This is a genomic window from Nannocystis sp., assembly GCF_016714285.1.
Classification (GTDB): domain Bacteria; phylum Myxococcota_A; class Polyangia; order Nannocystales; family Nannocystaceae; genus Nannocystis.
On the sequence record NZ_JADJNN010000002.1, the window covers coordinates 23,279 to 43,094 of the forward strand.

Genomic DNA, 19,816 nt, shown 5'->3' on the forward strand with positions numbered 1-19,816 from the left:
CGTCGCGCGTCGATCACTCGCCGAGCTTGCCCTTGACCTTGGCGATGCGCGGCCCGGCCTTGGCGTCGCCGAGCTGCTGGGCCTTCTCGTACTGGGTGAGCGCGTCGCGGTAGCGCAGCGCGTTGTAGTACGCGTCGCCGAGCTTGATCCGGTAGCTGCCGTTGTTCGGGGCGATCGCCACCGCCTGCTCGGCGTAGCGCTGGGCCTTGGTCGACGAGCCGCGGTCGAAGTAGATGTCGCTGAGGCCGATCAACGCCTCGGCGCACTTGCGGTCGTAGCTGATCGCCTGGTTGAACAGGCCCTCGGCCTCGCTGCGACGGCCGCCGTTCAGCGCCGCCGTGCCCTGCCCCGCCAGCTCACTGGCCTTGGCCGGGTCGCGCTTGACCGCCGCCTCGACCTCGGCCTCGACCTCCGTCTCGACCTTCTTCTTGCCCGGCACTCGCGGCTTCTTGCCCGGCTCCTCCGGCGGCGTCTCGACCACCGGCGGCGTCTCGACCACCGGGTCCTTCTCCACCGGCGGCGGCTTCGGCTCCGGCTCCGGCTCGGCCTTGGGACCGACCAGCCCGGCCCCGCGCATCGCCTCCTGGGCCTCGATCGACTTGCTGAGCGGGACCCGGTTCATCGCCAGCTGCTTCGACCACTTGCCCTGCTTGTCGGCCTCCGGTGCCATCGCGGCGCTGGCGATCCGTGCGCCGGCCAGCTCCGACTCGCGCAGCTTGCCCGCTACCATGCGGTCGCGCAGCTCGTCGCGCTCCTTCTCCGAGCGCATCGCTCGCTCGCGGGCCAACGCGTTGTCCGCGTCGAAGATGAGCACCCAGTCGTAATAATCGTAGGCCAGCGGCTTGGTCGCCTCGATGTTCCAGAACTTGTCGGCGACGGTGAGCAGCTGCGCGCTGAACTCCTTGCGCAGCGTCTCACCGGCCTTGTCCGCCAGCGCCTCGCCGGGCCCGGCGATCGCCTCGAGCTCGACCAGCTTCTTGAGCGCGACCGGGTCGGCCTCCTCGGGCGCATACACGTATTGACCGACCGCCGCCGCGTCGCGGGCCTCCTGGCTCAGCGCCTCGATCTGCGCCACCACCTCGGGCGGCACCTCGGGCGAGCGCAGCAGCAGCAGCGCCACACCGGTGAGCGCCGCGGCGCCGACCGCCACCGCCGGCAGCAACCACCGCCGCCGCGGCCCGGCCGGCTCGGCGTGCGGGCTCGGCATGCGGGAGATCAGGCTGGCGCGCCGCTCCGGCTCGACGTCGGGCAGCGGCAGGTCGTCCCACTCGGTGGTCACGCCCGCGGCGATCTGCGCCTCGCACAGCAGCGCCTCGAGCTCCGCCATATCCTTCGGACGCCGGTTCGGGTCCTTCTCGAGGCAGCCCATGATGACGTCCTCGAGCGCCTTCGGCCCGGCCCCCGGGCGGGCCACGCTCGGCCGCGGCGGCACGATGTTGATCTGCGCCAGCAGGACATCGGCGAGGTTCTCCATCACGAAGGGCGGGTGGTGCACGAGCATCTCGTAGGCCACGCAGCCGAGCGCGTAGATGTCGAGGCGACCGTCGAACTCGGCGCCCGAGATCTGCTCCGGCGGCATGTACTGCGGGGTGCCGGCGATCGGTCCGCCGCCGTCGCTCTGCCGGCTCAGCATCGCCGCCACGCCGAAGTCGACGATCTTCACCATGTCGCGCCGGCCCTCGCTCTGCACGAGGATGATGTTCTCCGGCTTGATGTCGCGATGGACGATGCCCGCCTTGTGCGCCGCGCCGAGGCCCTTGCAGATCTGACGCAGGATCGCGAACACCCGGCCGACCTCGATCTCCCCCTCGGTGAGCGCCGCCAGGTCGACGCCCGCCAGCAGCTCCATGCAGAAGAACAGGCGCCCGTCCGGCAGCTCGCCGAAGTCGAAGATCTCGACGTTGTTCTTCGAGCCCGCCCGCGCGGCCGCCCGCGCCTCCTCGCGAAACACCTGCGCCGTGTCGCTGCGCTCGCTGAGCTCGGCCCGCAAGATCTTCAGCGCCACCCGCCGCTCGATGTCGATGTGCTCGGCCTCGTAGACCACGCCCATCCCGCCCTCACCGAGCCAGCGCAGCAGGCGATAGCGCGTGCCCGGGATGGCCTTGCCGGCGATCAGACGGATGTGCGCCCGCTCCACCACGGGCCCGCTCTCGGCCGGAGCCGGGGCCAGACTCTGCACCCGGGTCGCGCGCATCTGCAGCCCGAGGTCCGGCGTGGTCGCCGAGAAGTCGCCCGTCTGCGGCCGCCGCAGCGCCGCATCATCGCGCTCCGGTGCACGCACGGGCATCGTCTGCCCACCCGCAAGGCCACCAGCGACCCCCACCAGCTGACTCGGCAAGGCGTGCAGCGTGTGGCTCGTGTCGATCGCGGCGCCGGGCTTGCGCAGCACCTCATCGTCCTGCTCCCGACGCGCCCGCGGCGTGACCATCGGCGCAGGCATCGGAGCCACCATGGGAGCCGGCCGGGCCGAGGCGATCGGTGGGGTCGGACGAGCGACCGGCATCACCGGGGCTGCGGCCTTGCTCGCCGCCTGCACCGACGCGGGCAGGCCGATGCCGAAGACGGTTCGCCCCTTGTTCTTCTCGCCCTGCTCGTCGCCTTCCGAGCCTTCGTCCGCCATGGGAAACCTCTCGACCGGGCGAGTATACGGTAGCTGCGCCGCGCACATGCGCGGACGCCGGACGATCTTTGTGGTGGTGCAACAACTTCCACCAGACAGCCCGGAGCGCCTGCGCGCTACGCGGCAGAATCGAGCGCGGGTCCAGCAAAACGGTGATAGCCTCGCCCGCGCCATGACTGCGAGAGGCTCACTCCCCGCCGCGCCGCCGCTGTTTCGTCGCCTCATGGTGGGCAACCGCGGCGAGGTCGCCGTCCGGATCTCCCGCGCCTGCGACGCTCTCGGCATCACCCCCGTGCTCGCCGTCTCCGCGGCGGACCGCGGCGCCGCCTATACCCAGGGGCGCGAAACCGTGTGCCTCGGCGGCCCCCGCTCCACCCAGAGCTACCTGGACATGCGAGCCATCGTCCAGGCCGCCCGCCAGAGCGAGTGCAGCGCGCTCCACCCGGGCTGGGGCTTCCTGTCCGAGAACCCGGTGTTCGCCGCCCTGTGCGAGGCCCACGGCGTCACCTTCATCGGCCCGCCCGCGCACGCGATGCACCGCATGGGCAAGAAGACCCCGGCCAAGGCGGCGATGCGAGCCGCCGGCCTGCAGCTGATCCCCGGCAGCGACGGCATCCTCACCAGCGTCGAGGAGGCCCAGGCCGTCGCCGACCGCGTCGGCTATCCGGTGCTGCTCAAGGCCGAGAGCGGCGGCGGTGGTCGTGGCATGCGGATCGCCCGCGGCCCGGACGAGGTCGCCGGCGCCTACGCCGACGCCCAGGCCGAGGCCAGCGCCGCCTTCGCCGACGGCCGCCTCTACCTCGAGCGCCTCATCGAGGGCGGCCGCCACATCGAGATCCAGATCCTCGCCGACCGCTACGGCCACGTGATCCACCTCGGCGAGCGCGACTGCACCGTCCAGCGCAACCATCAGAAGTTGATCGAGGAGTCGCCCTCGCCGGTGCTGCCCGAGCTCGAGCGCAGCCGCACCCTCGCCGCCGCCGTGCGGGCCGCCGCCAGCATCGGCTACGTCGGCGCCGGCACCATGGAGTTCCTGCTCGACCAGGGCGGCACCCTCCGCTTCATGGAGATGAACACCCGCCTGCAGGTCGAGCACTGCGTCAGCGAGCAACGCTCCGGCGTCGACCTCGTGATCGAGCAGATCCGCGTCGCCGCCGGCCACCGACTGTCGCTGCGCCAGGAGGACATCGTCCTCCGCGGCCACGCGATCGAGTGCCGCATCAACGCCGAGGACACGACCCAGAACTTCCGCCCCGCGCCCGGCCGCATCACCCGCTGGCACGCCCCCGCCAGCGAACACCTGCGCGTCGACACCCACGTCCAGAGCGGCTACGAGGTCCCGCCCCACTACGACAGCCTCCTGTGCAAGCTGATCGCCAGCGGCGACACCCGCGACCAGGCGATCGAACGCATGATCGCCGCGCTCACCGACCTGGTCTGCGAGGGCGTGCCCACCACCGTCCCGGTCCACCTGGCGATCCTCCGCTCGCCGGCCTTCCGCGACCACCACTACGACACCCGATCGATCCCCGGCTGGCCGCCCGCCTGAAACGACCTGTCCCATGGCTCATGTCCCGCTGACACCGATCGGCAGCCCCCGCGAGCAGCTCGCCGACGACCGCACCTTCCTCGAGCACCGCGCCACCCTCGACGAGCTCGAGGCCTCCCTCCGCCTGCGCCGCGCCGCCGTCCAGGCCGGCTGGGGTGAGAAGTACGCCGAACGCGTGCGGGCCAGGGGCAAGCTCACCGCCCGCGAACGCCTCGCCAAACTCATGGACCCCGGCACCCGCGCCTTCGAGGTCGGCACCTTCGTCAACGACGGCGTCATCTTCGGCGACGGCCTGCGCTCCCCCGCCGCCGGGGTCGTCACCGCCTTCGCCCGCGTCGAGGGTCGCTGGTGCATGGTCATCGCCAACGACAACACCGTCGCCTCGGGCTCGTGGTGGCCGCGCACGCCGGAGAAGATCGAACGCGCCCAGACCATGGCCCTGCGCCTGCGCCTGCCCACGATCTACCTCGTCGACTGCTCCGGCCTGTTCCTCCCCGAGCAGAGCAAGGCCTTCCCCGGGGCCACCGGCGCCGGCCACATCTTCAAGAAGAACGCCCTGCTCTCGGCCGCCGGCGTGCCCCAGCTCGCCGGTGTGTTCGGCGACTGCATCGCCGGCGGCGGCTACATGCCGATCATCAGCGACCGCGTCTACATGACCGAGCAGGCCTACATGGTCATCGCCGGCGCCGCCCTCATCAAAGGCGCCAAGTCGCAGAAGATGACGAGCCTCGACATCGGCGGCCCCGAGGTCCACGTCCACCTCAGCGGCTGCGCCGACCACCGCGTCCCCGACGACGACACCCTGCTCCTCTGCCTCCGCCGCGAGGTCGCCCGCCTCCCCTCCAGCGCCGCCCCGTTCTACCGCGGCGACGCCGGCGACATCGAACCCGCCCAGCCCAGCCACGAGCTGCGCGGCCTGCTCCCCCGCGACCACCGCGAGGGCTACGACGCCATGCAGGTGCTCGCCCGCCTGTGCGACCAGAGCCTGTTCTGGGAGCTCATGCCCGACGCCGGCGAGGAGATGGTGTGCGGCGTCGGCCGCATCGGTGGCCTCTACGCCGGCTTCATCATCAACCGCCAGGGCCTCGTCGGCGACCCCGAGCGCCCCGGCGCCGTGCGCCCAGGCGGCACCCTCTACCGCGCCGGCATCGCCAAGATCTCCGCCTTCAGCCGCGCCTGCGACAGCGACGGCATCCCGATCGTCTGGCTGCAAGACATCAGCGGCTTCGACATCGGCCTCGAGGCCGAGCGCCAGGGCCTGCTCGCCTACGGCTCCAACCTCATCTACACCAACAGCACCAACACGGTGCCGATGTTCACCGTGCTGCTGCGCAAGGCCTCCGGCGCCGGCTACTACGCCATGGCCGGCCTCCCCTACGATCCCGTCGTCCAGCTCAGCACCTGCATCACCCGCCTCAGCGTGATGGAGGGCCGCACCCTCGCGATCGCCACCTACAACACCAAGCTCGACGACGACTTCAACATCGTCAGCAAGGACCCCGCCGAGCGGGCCAAGATCGAGGCCGATATGCTGGCCGTCGAGAAGCGCATCGAGGCCGACATGGATCCGTATGTCTCGGCCCGCCAGATGGACACCGACGAGATCGTCGAGCTCGGCGAGCTCCGCGACTACCTCGCCGCCCTCGTCGAGATGAGCTACCAAAACACCGGCTACCGCAGGATCAAGAACCCCCGGATCTGGACCATGCACGACCTCGCCGTGCTCACCGGGGGGATCCGCTGATGACCCCAGACAGCCGCCTCCACCCGCCCACCCTCACGGCCCGGCTCGTCCGCCTGCCAAACGGCCAGCTCCGCCTCGAGTCCCCCACCGTCGGCCTCTACCGCGAGGCCCCGCGCCCCGGCAGCCTCGTCACCCCCGACTCCCCCATCGGCCAGCTCGAGATCCTCGGCGTCCTCCACCACCTCCTCGCCCCCAGCGAGGCCGCCGGCGTCGTCCTCCCCGCACCACCAGACACCCCCCACCTCGCCCACCACCTCGCCCGCCGGCCCGTCGCCCACGGCGACCTCCTCGTCGCCCTCGACCCCGAGGCCGCCACCGCCACCGCCGCTGCCCTCACCAGCACCAGCGCCGTCGCCGGCACCAGCTCTGGCCAGACCGGCAAGCTCGTGTTCCGGGCCCCCACCGCCGGCCGCTTCTACACCCGCCCCGGCCCCGGCAAACCAGCCCTCATCGCCCCCGGCACCGAGCTCCGCACCGGCCAGGCCGTCGGCCTCATCGAGGTCATGAAGACCTTCAGCCGCCTCCACTACAACGGCGGCGAGCGCGGCGGCGAGGGCCTCCCCGCGCAGGCGCGAGTCAAGGCGATCCTCGTCAAGGACGAGACCGACGTGGCCGCTGGCGACCCCCTCTTCGAAGTCGAAGCATCCGCAGACTAAGAAGATCCCCCGAGGGCCCTCATGGACGACACGACCCGCGACCGACGCGACCAGGCCCGCTGGCTCATCCTCCTCGCCACCCTGGCCGGCGCCCTCTACCTGTGCTGGTTGATGCTCAAGCCCTTCATCGGCGTGCTCCTGTGGGCAGCCGTGCTGACGATGAGCTTCGACCCTGTGCACCGCCGCATCGTCGCCCGCACCGGGCGCCCCAACCTGAGCGCCATCCTCTGCTGCCTGCTCGTGGTCCTCACGATCGGCGTCCCCGCCGGCCTCATCAGCTGGGCGATCCTCCACGAGATCGTCCCCGCCGTGTCCCACCTCGAGGGCGGTGTCAGCGACCTCCTGAGCCCCGACTCACCCTACACCGGCGAGGTGATCCAGTGGCTCGGCAAATACATCGACCTCGCCAAGGCCCGCGCCGAGATCGTCACCCAGCTCGGCAGCTTTAGCACCGCCGCCCGCACCGTGGCCTTCGTCGGCAGCGTCGTCGGCACCCTCGTCGAGTCCCTCTTCGTCGTGTTCGTGATGTTCTATCTGTTTCGCGACGGCAAGCAGGTGCGCGCCGCCCTGTCGAGCGTGATCCCGCTGCGCCACCGCGAGACCTACGCGATCTTCCTGCGCACCCGCGAGGTGGTCGGCGCCTCGGTCTACGGCGTGCTCGTCATCGCCGCGGTCCAGGGCGCCCTCGGCGGCCTCGCCTTCTGGGTCCTCGGCCTGCCCTCCGCGGTGCTGTGGGCCGTCGCCATGATGTTCCTGTCGCTCATCCCCGTGACCGGCTCCTTCGTGGTCTGGATCCCCGCCGCGATCTACCTCGCCACCCACGGCTCGTGGATCTCCGCGATCCTCCTCGCTATCTGGGGCACCTTCGTCATCGGCACCATCGACAACTTCCTCCGCCCCAAGCTGGTCGGCGAGCGCGCCAAGCTCCACGAGCTCTTCATCTTCTTCGCCGTCCTCGGCGGCCTCCAGGTCTTCGGCCTCCTCGGCATCGTCCTCGGGCCGGTGGTCCTGGCCATCGCCATCGCCCTCTTCGACGCCTTCCGCCACCCCATCGAGGCCAACGCCTCGCAGACGATGACGACCATGACCAACGCCAGCGTCACCCCGACGATGCTGCCCTGAACCAATAGAAACGACCGGCTGCAACGGGGCCCGCACCCCAAACCCTGGACGAAAAGACGCGGACCTCGCAGCAGCCGGCCGTGAACGCCGACCGATGTTCGAACCGTTAGCGTCCACCGGACCCGCGATGGATCACCGACATGCAACGAAGGTCGGCAAACCCCTGTACACGACCCAATCAGGCGTCACGCCGCTGTCGCGAAGCCGTCACTCGATGAGCGCGATTTCACACCATCAGCGCCACGCGAATCAGCGCGCAAACACCGCCGGCCGCCGAGATCAGCGTCAAAACCCGACCTCGAAGCGCCTTCAGACCGTCCAGCCGCTGCGCCGTGGTGGGCGCGAATTCTTCGAAGATCACGGGGCAACTCCTCGCCAAGTGTTACAGCAATGAGAACTTGATGTAACACGCGGCCCGCCCCACGAGAAGTCTTCGACCAAGAATTATCGCCGGGCGGCCCCGCCCTGCCACTGGCAGAAGCGATGACCGCCCGGACCTGTCGCTGTCAGTCTTCCAGCTCGCCGCTGTCACGCGGCTCGAGCAACCCGTCGGGCTCACGCGGCAGCGCCAGGTCGTCGTCGCCGGCGTCGAGCACGGCGCTCAGCCGCCGACTGTCAGCGAGTTCGCGACGCCGCCGCTCCTCTTCCTCGGCCTCCGCCGAGTCGAGGGTGGCCCGCAGGCGACCGAGTCGGGCTGGGTCGTCCTCCGGATCGGAGGCACTGTCACCGCCCGCGTCGCTGGAGATCGTCTCGCTCGCAGCCGGCGCACCGCCGGTGATCGACGGTCCGTCCGCAGTCGCCGGAGCCGTCGCGTGTTCGACGGCCGTGGCGATCTGGTTGACCGCCGCCTTCGCCGCGCGACCGATCCGCTTGGCCACGTTGCCCGCCGCGGTCGCGGCCTTCGCCAGCCGCTTGCCCACGGTCTTCTTGGTCGCGCTGACCTTCTTGGCCGCCGCCTTCGCCGTCGTCTTCGCCTTCGCCGTCGTCTTCTTGGCGGCGCTCTTGGCCTTCGCAGCGGTCTTCTTCACCGCCGTCTTCGCCTTCGCGGCGGTCTTCTTCACCGCCGTCTTCGCCTTCGCGGCGGTCTTCTTCACCGCCGTCTTCGCCTTCGCGGCGGTCTTCTTCACCGCTGTCTTGGCCTTCGCCGCAGTCTTCTTCGTGGTGGGTTTGCTGGTCGCCATCGCTTCTCCTTGCGGTCGCACTCGGGTTCGCAGAGTGGCCTTCGCCTTCACCACAGTTTGCCACGGAGCACTTGCTCTCGGGCAGATCTTCGGCGACGAGCACGCCTCGCGATCAGGCCGCCGCGCTGTGCGCGTCACCGCTCGCGCGGCTCACACGGGCCACGGGAAGATGCCCGAGCGCATCGAGCTGCCCGCATCATCCGGCGGATCGTCGAGGTCCAGCGGCGCCTCGGCTGCCCGCGGATCGTCGGCCTCGCCGTCCTCGGCCTCGGCCTCGTCGAGCTCCGCTGGCAGTCGGACCGTGAAGGTCGAGCCCTCCCCGAGGCTGCTGGCGACCTCGATGTCACCGCCCATCCGCTGGCAGAAGCTGCGCGAGATGGCCAGCCCGAGCCCGGTGCCGCCGTAGCGGCGGGTGGTCGCGGCGCTGCCCTGGGCGAACTCCTCGAAGATGCGCTTGATCTGCTCCGGCGACATGCCGATGCCGGTGTCCGAGACCCGCAGCACCACCTGCTCGCCGCCGGCTTCGGCCTCGCGCCACACCGCGAGCTCGATCTGGCCCCCCGCCGTGAACTTGGCCGCGTTGCCGAGCAAGTTGAGCAGCACCTGGCGGACCTTCATCCGGTCGAGCCGGACCGCCCCGAGCTCGGCCGGGTAGTTGCGGACAAACCCGGTCGCCCCCCGCTCGAGCATCGGCAACACCGTCATCACCGCCTCCTCGACGACCTCCGCCAGCGGGAAGTCCTCGAGGTAGAGCTCCATCTTGCCGGCCTCGATCTTGGACAGGTCGAGCATGTTGTTGATCAGCGCCAGCAGGTGCTTGGCCGCCGACTGCACCCGCTGCACATCGGGGATGTAGATCGTGTCCCCGCGATCCTGAAATTCCTCCTCGAGCAGCTCGCTGTAGCCGAGGATCGCCGTCAACGGCGTCCGCAATTCGTGGCTCATGTGGGCGATGAACGCGCTCTTGGCCCGATTCGCGTGCAGGGCGGCCTCCTGCGAGCGAGCCAAACGCTCGGTGTGCGCCGTCTCGAGCGCGAGCGCCAGGTGGTCCGCGATCGCCGTCAGGATCTCCACGTCGCCCTCCGTGAAGGCCGGTCGCGCCAGCCCACGGTCGAGGTAGAGCACCCCGAACAACCGATGCCCGAGCAGCAGCGGCGCCGCCAGCACGCGCCGCGGCGGCAACGGACTGCCGTCGATGCTCACCGAGCCGTCGGCCGCCCCGCTGACCGCGAGCGGCTCCCGGCTCATCCGCACCCGCTCGACCACCGCCGAGCAGCTCCCCGTCACATCGCCCAGCTCGCGCCCCTCGGCGTCGCGTGCGGAGCGGAGCACCAGCCGCTCGCTGCTCTCGGCCCCGAGGAACAGGTACGCGTGTTCGGCCCCGACGATGCGGATGACCTCGTGCAGCGCGAGCGGCGTGGACGACTTGCGGGGCATCTTGCGTCTGCGCCCGCTCCCGTGGCGGATCCGACGCGAGCAGCCTAAATCATCTTCGGGGCCGCGATCAACTCAGCGACCAAGTCCCCACGACTGGCAAGTCGCAGGCGCGCCTGCGCGCACACGATCATCTGTCCCTTGAGCCATGCCGCGCGCCGCCTAGCAGTAGCGGACGGCGCAGCGCGTCTCATCGCCGTCGACCGTGAACGCGAGCTGACAGTCGGCCGGCATCGTCCCGCTGCGGATCGTCCCGCCGATCGCCGAGGGCCGGTTGTCGGGCCCCATGATCGTGTTCACCTCGATGCTCACGCCGAAGTCTCGCTCGAGCGAATGCACCCAGCGCATGTACTCCTGCGAACCCGCGGAAGTGCCACCCAGCAACAGGCTACTGCGCTGCGCGACGAGGTTGATCAGATGCGTGTAGGGACGAAGACTGACGGGGGGGGTCACAGCGGCACCAGCTCCAACTGCCCAGACACAAGAGGCAGCACATGCTACCAGACCATCACCGCGTTGGGATCTTTTCCACGCGACTCCTCGCGGCCACAGCCACTGCGACAGCCACTGCGACAGCCACTGGCCAGGGCCACAGCCACTGCCAGGGGCCGTGGTGACAGGACATACATTTGTAAGGAAGATCGCATTATGTGCATTCGATCTAATCGCCGCGTGCCACCAGGGCCCCGGTAACTCAAACGAAAGCCACGCCAGGCGGCCCGCCACAGCATCAGCGACCTCCACCTGCACCGCGAGCACCGTGACCCCGCCACTCGACCGCGGACGGATGTCCACGAATTTTGCGAGCCCGTTTGACAGCCCTCGCCCCACCGTCGCACCTTCCCCGGCGTGCCGGAGCTCCTGCGCGTCGCCTCGTGGAACGTCAACGGCCTGCGTGCCTGCGCCAGCAAGGGCCACTTCCTGCCGTGGCTGCAGCGCTCCAAGGCCGACATCCTCGGCGTGCAAGAGGTCCGCGCCCGCCCCGAACAGCTGGGGCCGACCGTCGCCCAACCGCGCCGCTGGAGCACCCACTTCGTCGCCGCCGAGCGCCCCGGCTACAGCGGCGTCGGCCTGTTCTCCCGCCGACCACCCGACCTCGTCGAGACCTCGCTCGGCCTGCCCCACTTCGACGTCGAGGGCCGCGTGCAGCTGGCCCACTTCGGCGCGCTGGTCGTCGCCAACATCTACTTCCCGAACGGCAACGGGCTCGAGCGCGACAACTCGCGCGTGCCCTACAAGCTCGAGTTCTACCGCCACCTGCACGCCCGCCTCGCCGCGCTGCAGGCCGCGGGCAAGCGGGTGCTGGTACTCGGCGACTTCAACACGGCGCACACCGAGATCGACCTGGCCCGCCCCAAGGAGAACGCGAAGACCAGCGGCTTCCTGCTCGAGGAGCGGGCCGAGCTGTCGCGCTGGCTGGCCAGCGGCTACGTCGACACCTTCCGCAAGTTTCACCCCGGGCCCGGACATTACTCATGGTGGTCGCAGCGCGCCGGGGCCCGCGAGCGCAACGTCGGCTGGCGCATCGACTACGTGCTGGCCTGTCCGGCCGCGGCGAACTTCGTTCGCGATGCAGCGATCCATCCCAGGATCCTCGGCTCCGATCACTGCCCCGTGAGCGTGACCGTCGATCCCGCGATCTGTCGGGCGACCGCTGAAACCCCGGTCCCCACGCCGGTGTCGCCCAGACGCGGCCCGCAACCGGCGGAAAAGCGGCTGACAAGCGGCGCGCCTTCGGCGTAGCTTCGGGCGCATGATCCGCCCGCAGATCCTCGCTCCGCTGACCGCACTGCTGCTCCTCGTCGGCTGCCAGCCGCCCGGCGACGCCAAGAAGACCGCGACCAAGAAGACCGAGACCAAGGTCGAGGCCAAGCAAGACGCCAAGCAGCCCGCGACCAAGAAGCCCTCGGTCGAGCCGGACGGCGTCGCCAAGGACTTCGTCAACGGCGTCGACGTCCGCCTGCGCGAGCTCATCGTCGCCTCGAGCAAGGCCGAGTGGGACAAGAACACCAACATCACCGACGCCACCGAGAAGGCCGCCGCCGCCGCTCAGGAGCAGTTGATGGAGTACATGGGCACCACGATCAAGGCCGCCACCGGCATCAAGACCGAGGGCCTCGACCCCGACACCGCCCGCAAGCTCCACCTGATCAAGACCACCGCCAGCCCGCCGCCCGCGCCGAGCGACGCCGCCAAGCGCAAGGAGCTCGCCGACCTCGGCGCCAAGATGGAGGGCATCTACGGCAAGGGCAAGGCCTGCAAGGACCCCAAGAAGCCGAAGACCTGCAAGGACATCGGCCAGCTCTCCGACATCATGGCCGAGAGCCGCAACTACGACGAGCTGCTCGCGCCTGGCAAGGCTGGCACCACACCGCCGTCGAGCTGCGCCCGCTGTACACCCGCTTCGTCGAGCTCGCCAACGAGGGCGCCCGAGAGATCGGCTACAAGGACCTCGGCGAGCTGTGGCGCTCCGGCTACGACATGAGCCCCGCCGAGTTCGAGCAGGAGACCGAGCGCCTGTGGACGCAGGTCAAGCCGCTCTACGACCAGCTGCACTGCCACGTGCGCGCCAAGCTGGTCGAGAAGTACGGCAAGGACAAGGTCCCCGAGACCGGCCTCATCCCGGCCCACCTGCTCGGCAACATGTGGGCCCAGGAGTGGGGCAACATCTACCCGCTGATCGAGCCCTACAAGGGCGCCGCCAGCATCGACGTCACCAAGGCCCTCAAGGCCGCCAAGTACGACGAGCTGAAGATGGTCAAGCTCGGCGAGTCCTTCTTCACCTCGCTCGGCCTCGACCCGCTGCCCGCCACCTTCTGGGAGCGCTCGATGTTCATCCAGCCCAAGGACCGCGAGGTGGTCTGCCACGCGAGCGCCTGGGACGTCGACCTCAACAACGACCTGCGCATCAAGATGTGCATCAAGATCAACCAGGAGGACCTGATCACGATCCACCACGAGCTCGGGCACAACTACTACTATCACTACTATTACAAGCTCCCGGTTCTCTACCAGAACGGCGCCCACGACGGCTTCCACGAGGCGATCGGCGACGCCCTCGCGCTCTCCGTCACGCCCGCCTACCTCAAGCAGATCGGCCTCATCGACACCGTCCCCAGTGACGACAAGGGCCTCATCAACCTGCAGATGCAAGACGCCCTCGACAAGATCGCCTTCCTGCCCTTCGGCAAGCTCATCGATCAATGGCGCTGGGACGTGTTCTCCGGCAAGACCAAGCCCAGCGAGTACAACGCCGCCTGGTGGGCCCTGCGCGCCAAATACCAGGGCATCGCCCCCGCCGGCGACCGCCCCGACCCCGAGCTCTTCGACGCCGGCGCCAAGTACCACGTCCCCGCCAACGTCCCCTACACCCGCTACTTCCTCGCCCGCATCCTCCAATTCCAGTTCCACAAGTCCCTGTGCGCCGCCGCCGGCCACACCGGCCCGCTCTACGAGTGCTCCATCTACGGCAAGACCGCCGCCGGCGACAAGCTCCGCGCCATGCTCGAGCTCGGCAGCAGCAAGCCCTGGCCCGACGCCCTCGAGGCCGTCACCGGTCAGCGCACCATGGACGCACAGCCCATGATCGAGTACTTCGAGCCGCTCCTGAAGTGGCTCGAGGAGCAGAACAAGGGCCGCACCTGCGGCTGGCAATGAGCTGACCCCCGGGACATGTCCAACGGGACATGTCCCGGAGGGCATGTCCAACGGGACTCACCCGCAGCTGGCAGGGAGCTGCCCCGCCGCGACATGTCCACTCGAACATGTCCCTGGGGCACAGCCACCGCGGCCTCACCCGCGCCGCGGCGGCTTGCCCATCGCCAGCGCCGCGTCGATGCGCGCCTCGAGCCACGGCACCACCAGCTCGTCGAAGCGCCCCCGCCCCGACGTGCACAGGCACCAGTGGGCCACCAGCGCCTCGAGCGCGGTCGACGACCGGTAATCACGCGTGCTCCGGACCCCGCGACTGCCTGGCTTGTGGCTGAGGTTGCGCGCGCGCCGGACCACCCCGGCCTCGGCCTCGTCGAGCATCGGCTCGATCGCCGCCAGCAGCTCGGCCTGCGCCTCGGCGCAGACCACCCGGGCCTTCATCGCGTGCAGGCGGTCGGTCGGGAAGTCGCCGCGCCGGGCCAGGCGCAGCCGGACCTCGCGCTCGAACTCCGCGTCACCGAGCCACGCGAGCGTGCGAACGGACCGCTCCCCCTGCATCGGCGGCACGCTCATGCGCCGCCGACCGCCTCGCGGATCTTGCGGGCCAGGGCCGGGCCCACGCCCTTGATCGCCGTCAACGCCGCCTCGTCCGCCGCGGCGATCGCCGCCACCGACCCGAACGCCTGCAGCAGCGCCTTCTTGAGCGCCGGACCCACACCCGCGACATCGTCGAGGACGCTGTGCAGCGCCCGCTTGCCGCGACGCTTGCGGTGGTGCGTGATCGCGAAGCGGTGCGCCTCGTCCCGCAGCTGCGTCATCAGATACAGCTCCGAGCTGCCCGGCCGCAGCCGGATCGCCTCCTTCGCCCCGGGCACGAACACCCGCTCGGGCCGGATCTCGGTGCCGTCATCGCCGGCGTCCTCCTCGCTGTGCAACACATAGTCCTGGTAGGTCTCGCCCGGGCGTACCGCTTCAGCCTCGACCTGTGGCATGGCAGTCGCGGGCATCGCCGGCCCGCGCATCGCGACCTCGTCCTGCGTCCCACTCGCGGCCGCCGCCGCCTCGGCCGCGAGCTGCCCGGCGAAGTCCGGCGCCGCGCTCACGGGCTCCTCCGCCCGCAGCGCCGCGCCGCGGCTGCGCATCTGCTCGCGGTGCTCGCGGAGCTTGCCCAGCGCCGCCTTGCCGCGCCCGATCTCCACCTTGCGCTCCTTCGCCAGCGACACCACGTCGACCCCGCCCGGCCCGACCGTCACGCCGAGGTCGCGCAGCATCGTCAGCACCCGGCCGAGCTGACCCTTGCCGCCGTCGATGACCATCAGATCGGGCAGCGCCCAGCTCGCGTCATCGCCAGCCTCGCCCTCCTCCGCCGGGTCCGTCTCGGCCGCCGCCCCCGCGAGCGCCCGCCTCACCCGTCGCCCGAGCACCTCCGCCATGCTCGCGAAGTCGTCGTTCTGGCGGTTGCCCTGCGCCAACCCATCGAGCCCGCGGATCTTGAACGACCGGTAGCGCCTGCGGGCGGCCGCCCCGTCGACGAACACCACCATCGACGCCACCGTGTCCGAGCCCTGGATGTGGCTGATGTCGTAGCACTCGATCGTCCGCGGCAGGCGGCTGAGCCCGAGCCGCTGCTTCAGCGACAGCAGCGCCTGGTCGCTGTCCTCCTGACGATTGCGCCGGCTGGCGAAGCTCGAGGCCGCGTTCTTCTGCGCCAGCCCGGCCAGCTTCTTGCGATCGCCGCGCTCGGGCACCAGCACCGCCACCTTGCGCCCGGTCTGCTCGCGCAGCCACGCCTGGAGCGGCGCCTCGTCGTCCTCGACCAGCGCCGACGGCAAGATCAGCTCGTCGGGGATCGTCGGCGCGTCGTCATAATAGGCCAGCAGGAAGCTCCCCAGCACCTCCGCGTCCGGCAGCTCCATGCCCCGCACCGAGAAGCTGCGCGTCCCGAGCAGCTTGCCCTGGCGCACGTTCAACACCACGAACTCGACCTGCCCGCCCTCGCGGTACATCCCGATCACGTCCTGGTCGACCACGCTGCTGTCGACCACCTGCTGCTGCTCGAGGGTCGTCTCGATCGCCGTCAGCTGGTCGCGCAGCCGCGCCGCCGACTCGAACTCCATCGCCTCCGCCGCCGCCTCCATCTGCCCCTTCAGCGCGGTCACCAGGTCCTTGTGGCGACCGTCGAGGAACAGCCCGACGTGCTTCACCTGCCCGCGGTACATCTCCGCGTCCACCGGGTACACGCAGGGCGCCGGACAGCGACCGATCTGATGCTGCAGACACGGCCGACTGCGGTGCCTCAGCGTGTAGTCCGTGCAGGTGCGCAGCTTGAAGTAGCGGTTCACCACCCGCAGCGTGTGGCGGGCGCTGTTGGCCGAGTGGTAGGGCCCGAAGTACTGCGCCCCGTCCTTCCGCATCCGCCGCACCAGCTCGAGCCGCGGCCACTGTGCCCTCGGGTCGAGGCGCAGCACCAGGAACTGCTTGTCGTCGCGCAGCTTCACGTTGAAGCGCGGCTTGTGCTTCTTGATCAGGTTGTTCTCGAGCAGCAGCGCCTCCTTGTCGTTGGAGGTCACCACCGTCTCGATGTCACCCAGCAGGTTGGCCAGGAAGGGCACGAACATCCGCGTGTCCGTGCCGTTGAAGTACTGCCGCACGCGCGCCCGCAGCCGCCGCGCCTTGCCGACGTACACGATCGTCCCCTTGCGATCGCGCATCACGTACACGCCCGGCAGCTCCGGCAACCGCTCGACCAGCGCGAGCAGCTCCTCCGACGAGCGCGCCCGCGGCTGCCACGCCGCGTCCACCACCGGGGCGAACAGCGCCGCCGCCTGCGCCTCGCCGAAGCGACCCGGCTCGTCCAGGTCCTTCGCCAGCATATCGGCCAGCTCGAGGTTCTCCGCCGCCGCCTCGACCTCCGCCTCGCCAGGTCGCTCCGGCGCCGGCTTGCGGTGCCGCGGAATGGCATAGAGCGTTTTCGCGCCCTCGGCGGGCGAACCAGTGTTGGGCTCCGACGGCGGAGCGTTGCGACGGCGAGGACTCATGCGCGACGAACAGAGCTAGTTGAACAGGCGCGCCAGCTTGAAGTCGTTGGCCAGCGTCACGTACAGGATCAGCCCGAGCAGGGCCAGCATCCCGTAGCCGTGGATCATCTCCTCGACGTGCCGGTTGATCGGCCGCCGCAGCGTCGCCTCGATCAACATGAAGATCATCCGCCCACCATCGAGAGCCGGCAGCGGCAGCAGGTTGAACAGCCCGAGCAACGCGCTGATCATCGCCAGCCACTTGATGTACGACGCCGGCCCCTCCTCGGCCGCCTGGGCCACCCCCTGCACGATGCCGACCGGGCCCGTCATCTGGCTGATGCCGGCCTTGCCCGTGAACAGCTGACCGAGCCCCTGCAAGTTCTTCCACGAGACGATCCACGGCTCCTTCAAGCCGAGCAGCGCCCCCTCGCCGGCCGTCACCGGGACCCGCACCACCTTGGCCGGCCGCAGACCAACACCGATGCGCCCGGCCTCGTTCACGGGGATCTGCAGCGGCACCTCCGCCCCGTCACGCCTGACCACCAGCTCGATCGTCTCGCCCTTGTGCGCCTCCGTCACCGCGGCCAGCCGCCCCGCCGGACCGACCCCCTCGAGGTCCTGCCCGGCCGCGCGGAGAAACTCGTCCCGCGGCTTCACCCCCGCCGCCACCGCGGTGTCGGACATCTTCTGCGAGTCAGCACGCACCGTGACCGGCTCCTCCGGCCCCACCACCACGAACAACCCGACATACAGCGCCGTCGCGGCGACATAGTTCGCCAGGGGCCCGCCGAGGATCGCCAGCATCCGCGCCCACACCGGACGGTTGCGGTAGAGGTACGGGTCGTTCGGGTCGTACACCACCGGCGCCGGCGTGCGCACGCCGTCCTCGTCCTTCTCCTGCAACGGCGGCAACGCCTGCGCCGGATCCTCCCCCGCCTCCATCCCGACGATGTGCACATAGGCCCCGAAGGGGATCGCGCTGATCACGAACTCGGTGCCCTTCCACCACCCCAGCCTCAGCACCACCGGACCGATCCCAAGCACGCTGAAGCGGTCGACCCGCATCCCCGACGCCCGCGCGCACAGGAAGTGGCCAAACTCGTGGAACACGATCAGGAGCGACACCCCGAGGAACGCCAGGAGCACCGTGAAAAGGGTGGAAAACACGGCGCCGACTATAGCAGCCGCGACCGCCCAGCCTGGCCTTCAGGTCGGTCGAGCGACCCGCGCTACCCAGCCGCGCCCTCAGGTGCCGCGCGGACGATCGAGCTGCCCGAGCCCCACCATCCCCAGCCGGCCACGCAGAAACAACAGCGCCCGCTCCGTCAACCCGCGGTCGGGCGCCGGCCGCGTCGCTGGCCGGCTGCCCCGCGCAGTGAGCTCGCGGGTGACCGCCTGCTGCGCCGACACCAGACCCCCATACAGATCGGCGAGCACGTGCGCCCCCAGCCGGGCCTCGACCGCGAGGATCTCCCCCGGCACCAGCGCGGCCCGCTGCCCAGCCGCGAGCTGGCGCACGCCCCAGCGCGCCAGCTCCGGCTCGACCTCGCGGTCGACGAACAACCACCGCTCACCCCGTGCAGTGCGAGCCGCCTGGGCCACCGCAGTGCCCTCGCGCACCTCCTGGATCGTCCTCAGCTCGGGCACCTTGCCGTGCAGCACGCTCAGCAGGCTGAGGGTGTTGTCCCCCGAGTGCTCATCGAGCGCGAGCACCTCAAAGCGCCCGCCATCGCTCACCACGCTCCTCCCCAGCGCCGCCGCCTCCCGAACCATGCCCGCCACAGCCGGCTCACGGTCGCGTAACAGGAGGATGACGCTGAGCTGGACGATCATGGGAGACCGGTCGGAGAGAGAACCCGCAGCTTCTTTCGTGGTAAGCCCGGTCGGCCTCGACGGTCAAGCAAACGGCGTATGGAGACAGCTCACGCCTTTTCACACCGCGTCACGGGGGACCCCCAACATGGGCCGAGTGAAGCCGAGGCACCTCACCAGCCCGTGCGAATCGTCACGGTTTCGCTAACACCACCGGCGCAACGCCGACCCGCGCGACGCCGACCTGCCGCCTCGCGCCGCCGGGCAATTTCGCTATCATCCGGCGCCCTCGCGCCGGACCCCCGACGCAACCCAAACCGCCTTCGATCAGCGAGCTCCCATGGCCGGCGTCAACAAAGCCATCATCCTCGGACACCTCGGTCGCGACCCCGAACTGCGCTATCTGCAGAGCGGCCAGCCCGTCTGCAAGCTCAACATCGCGACCTCGCGCCGCTACACCAACAAGAACAACGAGGCCGTCGAGGAGACCGAATGGCACCGCGTGTCGGTGTGGGGCAAGCAGGCCGAGCACTGCAACAACTACCTGACCAAGGGCCGGCAGGTCTACGTCGAGGGCCGCCTGCGCACCAGCAGCTACGACAAGGACGGCCAGAAGCACTACACCACCGAGATCGTCGCCGACACCGTCCAGTTCATCGGCGGCCGCGGTGAAGGCGGCGGCGAGGGTGGCGGCGGCGGAGGCGGAGGCGGTGGCGGCGGCGGTGGCTACTCCGGCGGCCGCGCTGAAGGTGGTGGTGGCGCTGGTGGTGGCTACTCCGGCGGCAGTAATCGCCCGGCCGGCGGTGCCGCGGCCCGTCCCGCCGCGGGTGGGCGCCCGAATGCCGGCCGTCCCGCGGCTGGCGGCGGCTTCGACGAGGGCGGCGGCGGTGGCGGACCCGAGCCCGACTTCAACGACTTCGGCGGCAACCCGGGCGACGACGACATCCCCTTCTGATCGCCCCCACCCTCCGCGCCGAGGACCACGCCCACGTCCGCACCAATCCCTGGGGTCCAGGCCAGGTTCCGC

Annotated in this window: 15 protein-coding genes and 1 pseudogene; 7 read left to right on the forward strand and 9 right to left on the reverse strand. The window is 70.2% G+C overall.

Features of this window, described 5'->3' with window-relative positions; translation table 11 throughout:
- Nucleotides 1-13 precede the first annotated feature (13 nt).
- The gene (locus tag IPJ59_RS04310; protein ID WP_293269891.1) at nt 14-2,620 is read right to left on the reverse strand and encodes a protein kinase domain-containing protein; all 2,607 of its coding nucleotides are present in this window, start codon (nt 2,618-2,620) and stop codon (nt 14-16) included.
- A 172-nt stretch (nt 2,621-2,792) separates the two neighbouring features.
- Between IPJ59_RS04310 and IPJ59_RS04315 the strand changes: the two genes are divergently transcribed.
- Genes IPJ59_RS04315 through IPJ59_RS04330 form a run of 4 tightly spaced genes read left to right on the forward strand, consistent with a single transcriptional unit; the run spans nt 2,793 to nt 7,691 of the window.
- Nucleotides 2,793-4,169 carry an acetyl-CoA carboxylase biotin carboxylase subunit gene (locus IPJ59_RS04315; protein ID WP_293269893.1) on the forward strand — a complete coding sequence of 459 codons (1,377 nt, stop codon included), beginning with the start codon at nt 2,793-2,795 and terminating at the stop codon, nt 4,167-4,169.
- A 13-nt stretch (nt 4,170-4,182) separates the two neighbouring features.
- On the forward strand, nt 4,183-5,913 hold the full coding sequence (locus IPJ59_RS04320) for an acyl-CoA carboxylase subunit beta (RefSeq protein ID WP_293269895.1): 1,731 nt from the start codon (nt 4,183-4,185) through the stop codon (nt 5,911-5,913).
- Complete coding sequence (locus tag IPJ59_RS04325) at nt 5,913-6,569, forward strand: acetyl-CoA carboxylase biotin carboxyl carrier protein (protein ID WP_293249995.1); 657 nt, start codon at nt 5,913-5,915, stop codon at nt 6,567-6,569. Before IPJ59_RS04320 ends, IPJ59_RS04325 begins: the two co-directional genes overlap by 1 nt.
- 21 nt (nt 6,570-6,590) lie before the next feature.
- The gene (locus IPJ59_RS04330; protein WP_293269897.1) at nt 6,591-7,691 is read left to right on the forward strand and encodes an AI-2E family transporter; all 1,101 of its coding nucleotides are present in this window, start codon (nt 6,591-6,593) and stop codon (nt 7,689-7,691) included.
- 226 nt (nt 7,692-7,917) lie between these two features.
- Here the strand turns inward: IPJ59_RS04330 and IPJ59_RS04335 are convergent, their stop codons facing one another.
- From IPJ59_RS04335 to IPJ59_RS04350, 4 genes are all read right to left on the reverse strand, one after another.
- Nucleotides 7,918-8,052 carry a hypothetical protein gene (locus IPJ59_RS04335; protein ID WP_293249991.1) on the reverse strand — a complete coding sequence of 45 codons (135 nt, stop codon included), beginning with the start codon at nt 8,050-8,052 and terminating at the stop codon, nt 7,918-7,920.
- A 145-nt stretch (nt 8,053-8,197) separates the two neighbouring features.
- A complete protein-coding gene (locus IPJ59_RS04340; RefSeq protein WP_293249989.1) occupies nt 8,198-8,872 on the reverse strand; it encodes a hypothetical protein in 675 nt (224 codons plus the stop codon).
- 150 nt (nt 8,873-9,022) lie between these two features.
- The gene (locus IPJ59_RS04345) at nt 9,023-10,309 is read right to left on the reverse strand and encodes a sensor histidine kinase (protein WP_293249987.1); all 1,287 of its coding nucleotides are present in this window, start codon (nt 10,307-10,309) and stop codon (nt 9,023-9,025) included.
- A gap of 159 nt (nt 10,310-10,468) precedes the next feature.
- Nucleotides 10,469-10,759 (reverse strand): hypothetical protein, encoded by a 291-nt coding sequence (locus IPJ59_RS04350; protein WP_293249985.1) that lies wholly within the window; start codon nt 10,757-10,759, stop codon nt 10,469-10,471.
- 408 nt (nt 10,760-11,167) lie between these two features.
- Between IPJ59_RS04350 and IPJ59_RS04355 the strand changes: the two genes are divergently transcribed.
- Together IPJ59_RS04355 and IPJ59_RS04360 are read left to right on the forward strand one after the other, a co-directional pair.
- On the forward strand, nt 11,168-12,049 hold the full coding sequence (locus tag IPJ59_RS04355; protein ID WP_366524554.1) for an exodeoxyribonuclease III: 882 nt from the start codon (nt 11,168-11,170) through the stop codon (nt 12,047-12,049).
- 10 nt (nt 12,050-12,059) lie between these two features.
- A pseudogene (locus IPJ59_RS04360) lies at nt 12,060-13,963 on the forward strand (M2 family metallopeptidase).
- Between the two features lie 135 nt (nt 13,964-14,098).
- Here IPJ59_RS04360 and IPJ59_RS04365 read toward each other — a convergent pair.
- From IPJ59_RS04365 to IPJ59_RS04380, 4 genes are all read right to left on the reverse strand, one after another.
- Nucleotides 14,099-14,530 carry a ribonuclease III domain-containing protein gene (locus tag IPJ59_RS04365; RefSeq protein ID WP_293249977.1) on the reverse strand — a complete coding sequence of 144 codons (432 nt, stop codon included), beginning with the start codon at nt 14,528-14,530 and terminating at the stop codon, nt 14,099-14,101.
- On the reverse strand, nt 14,527-16,995 hold the full coding sequence (uvrC, locus tag IPJ59_RS04370; RefSeq protein WP_293269901.1) for an excinuclease ABC subunit UvrC: 2,469 nt from the start codon (nt 16,993-16,995) through the stop codon (nt 14,527-14,529). Before uvrC ends, IPJ59_RS04365 begins: the two co-directional genes overlap by 4 nt.
- 15 nt (nt 16,996-17,010) lie before the next feature.
- Nucleotides 17,011-18,144 carry a M50 family metallopeptidase gene (locus IPJ59_RS04375; RefSeq protein WP_293249971.1) on the reverse strand — a complete coding sequence of 378 codons (1,134 nt, stop codon included), beginning with the start codon at nt 18,142-18,144 and terminating at the stop codon, nt 17,011-17,013.
- A gap of 78 nt (nt 18,145-18,222) precedes the next feature.
- The gene (locus tag IPJ59_RS04380; RefSeq protein WP_293249968.1) at nt 18,223-18,810 is read right to left on the reverse strand and encodes a glycosyltransferase family 2 protein; all 588 of its coding nucleotides are present in this window, start codon (nt 18,808-18,810) and stop codon (nt 18,223-18,225) included.
- A gap of 319 nt (nt 18,811-19,129) precedes the next feature.
- Here IPJ59_RS04380 and IPJ59_RS04385 point away from each other — a divergent pair, with 319 nt between their 5' ends.
- Nucleotides 19,130-19,744 (forward strand): single-stranded DNA-binding protein, encoded by a 615-nt coding sequence (locus IPJ59_RS04385; protein ID WP_293269902.1) that lies wholly within the window; start codon nt 19,130-19,132, stop codon nt 19,742-19,744.
- Nucleotides 19,745-19,816 lie beyond the last annotated feature (72 nt).

Bases quoted from the DNA above. Each gene is read 5' to 3' on its own strand.
- IPJ59_RS04340 (WP_293249989.1), bottom strand. From the start codon at position 8,872: ATGGCGACCAGCAAACCCACCACGAAGAAGACTGCGGCGAAGGCCAAG.
- IPJ59_RS04325 (WP_293249995.1), top strand. From the start codon at position 5,913: ATGACCCCAGACAGCCGCCTCCACCCGCCCACCCTCACGGCCCGGCTC.
- IPJ59_RS04380 (WP_293249968.1), bottom strand. From the start codon at position 18,810: ATGATCGTCCAGCTCAGCGTCATCCTCCTGTTACGCGACCGTGAGCCG.
- IPJ59_RS04330 (WP_293269897.1), top strand. From the start codon at position 6,591: ATGGACGACACGACCCGCGACCGACGCGACCAGGCCCGCTGGCTCATC.
- IPJ59_RS04320 (WP_293269895.1), top strand. From the start codon at position 4,183: ATGGCTCATGTCCCGCTGACACCGATCGGCAGCCCCCGCGAGCAGCTC.
- uvrC (WP_293269901.1), bottom strand. From the start codon at position 16,995: ATGAGTCCTCGCCGTCGCAACGCTCCGCCGTCGGAGCCCAACACTGGT.
- IPJ59_RS04345 (WP_293249987.1), bottom strand. From the start codon at position 10,309: ATGCCCCGCAAGTCGTCCACGCCGCTCGCGCTGCACGAGGTCATCCGC.
- IPJ59_RS04310 (WP_293269891.1), bottom strand. From the start codon at position 2,620: ATGGCGGACGAAGGCTCGGAAGGCGACGAGCAGGGCGAGAAGAACAAG.
- IPJ59_RS04365 (WP_293249977.1), bottom strand. From the start codon at position 14,530: ATGAGCGTGCCGCCGATGCAGGGGGAGCGGTCCGTTCGCACGCTCGCG.
- IPJ59_RS04385 (WP_293269902.1), top strand. From the start codon at position 19,130: ATGGCCGGCGTCAACAAAGCCATCATCCTCGGACACCTCGGTCGCGAC.
- IPJ59_RS04315 (WP_293269893.1), top strand. From the start codon at position 2,793: ATGACTGCGAGAGGCTCACTCCCCGCCGCGCCGCCGCTGTTTCGTCGC.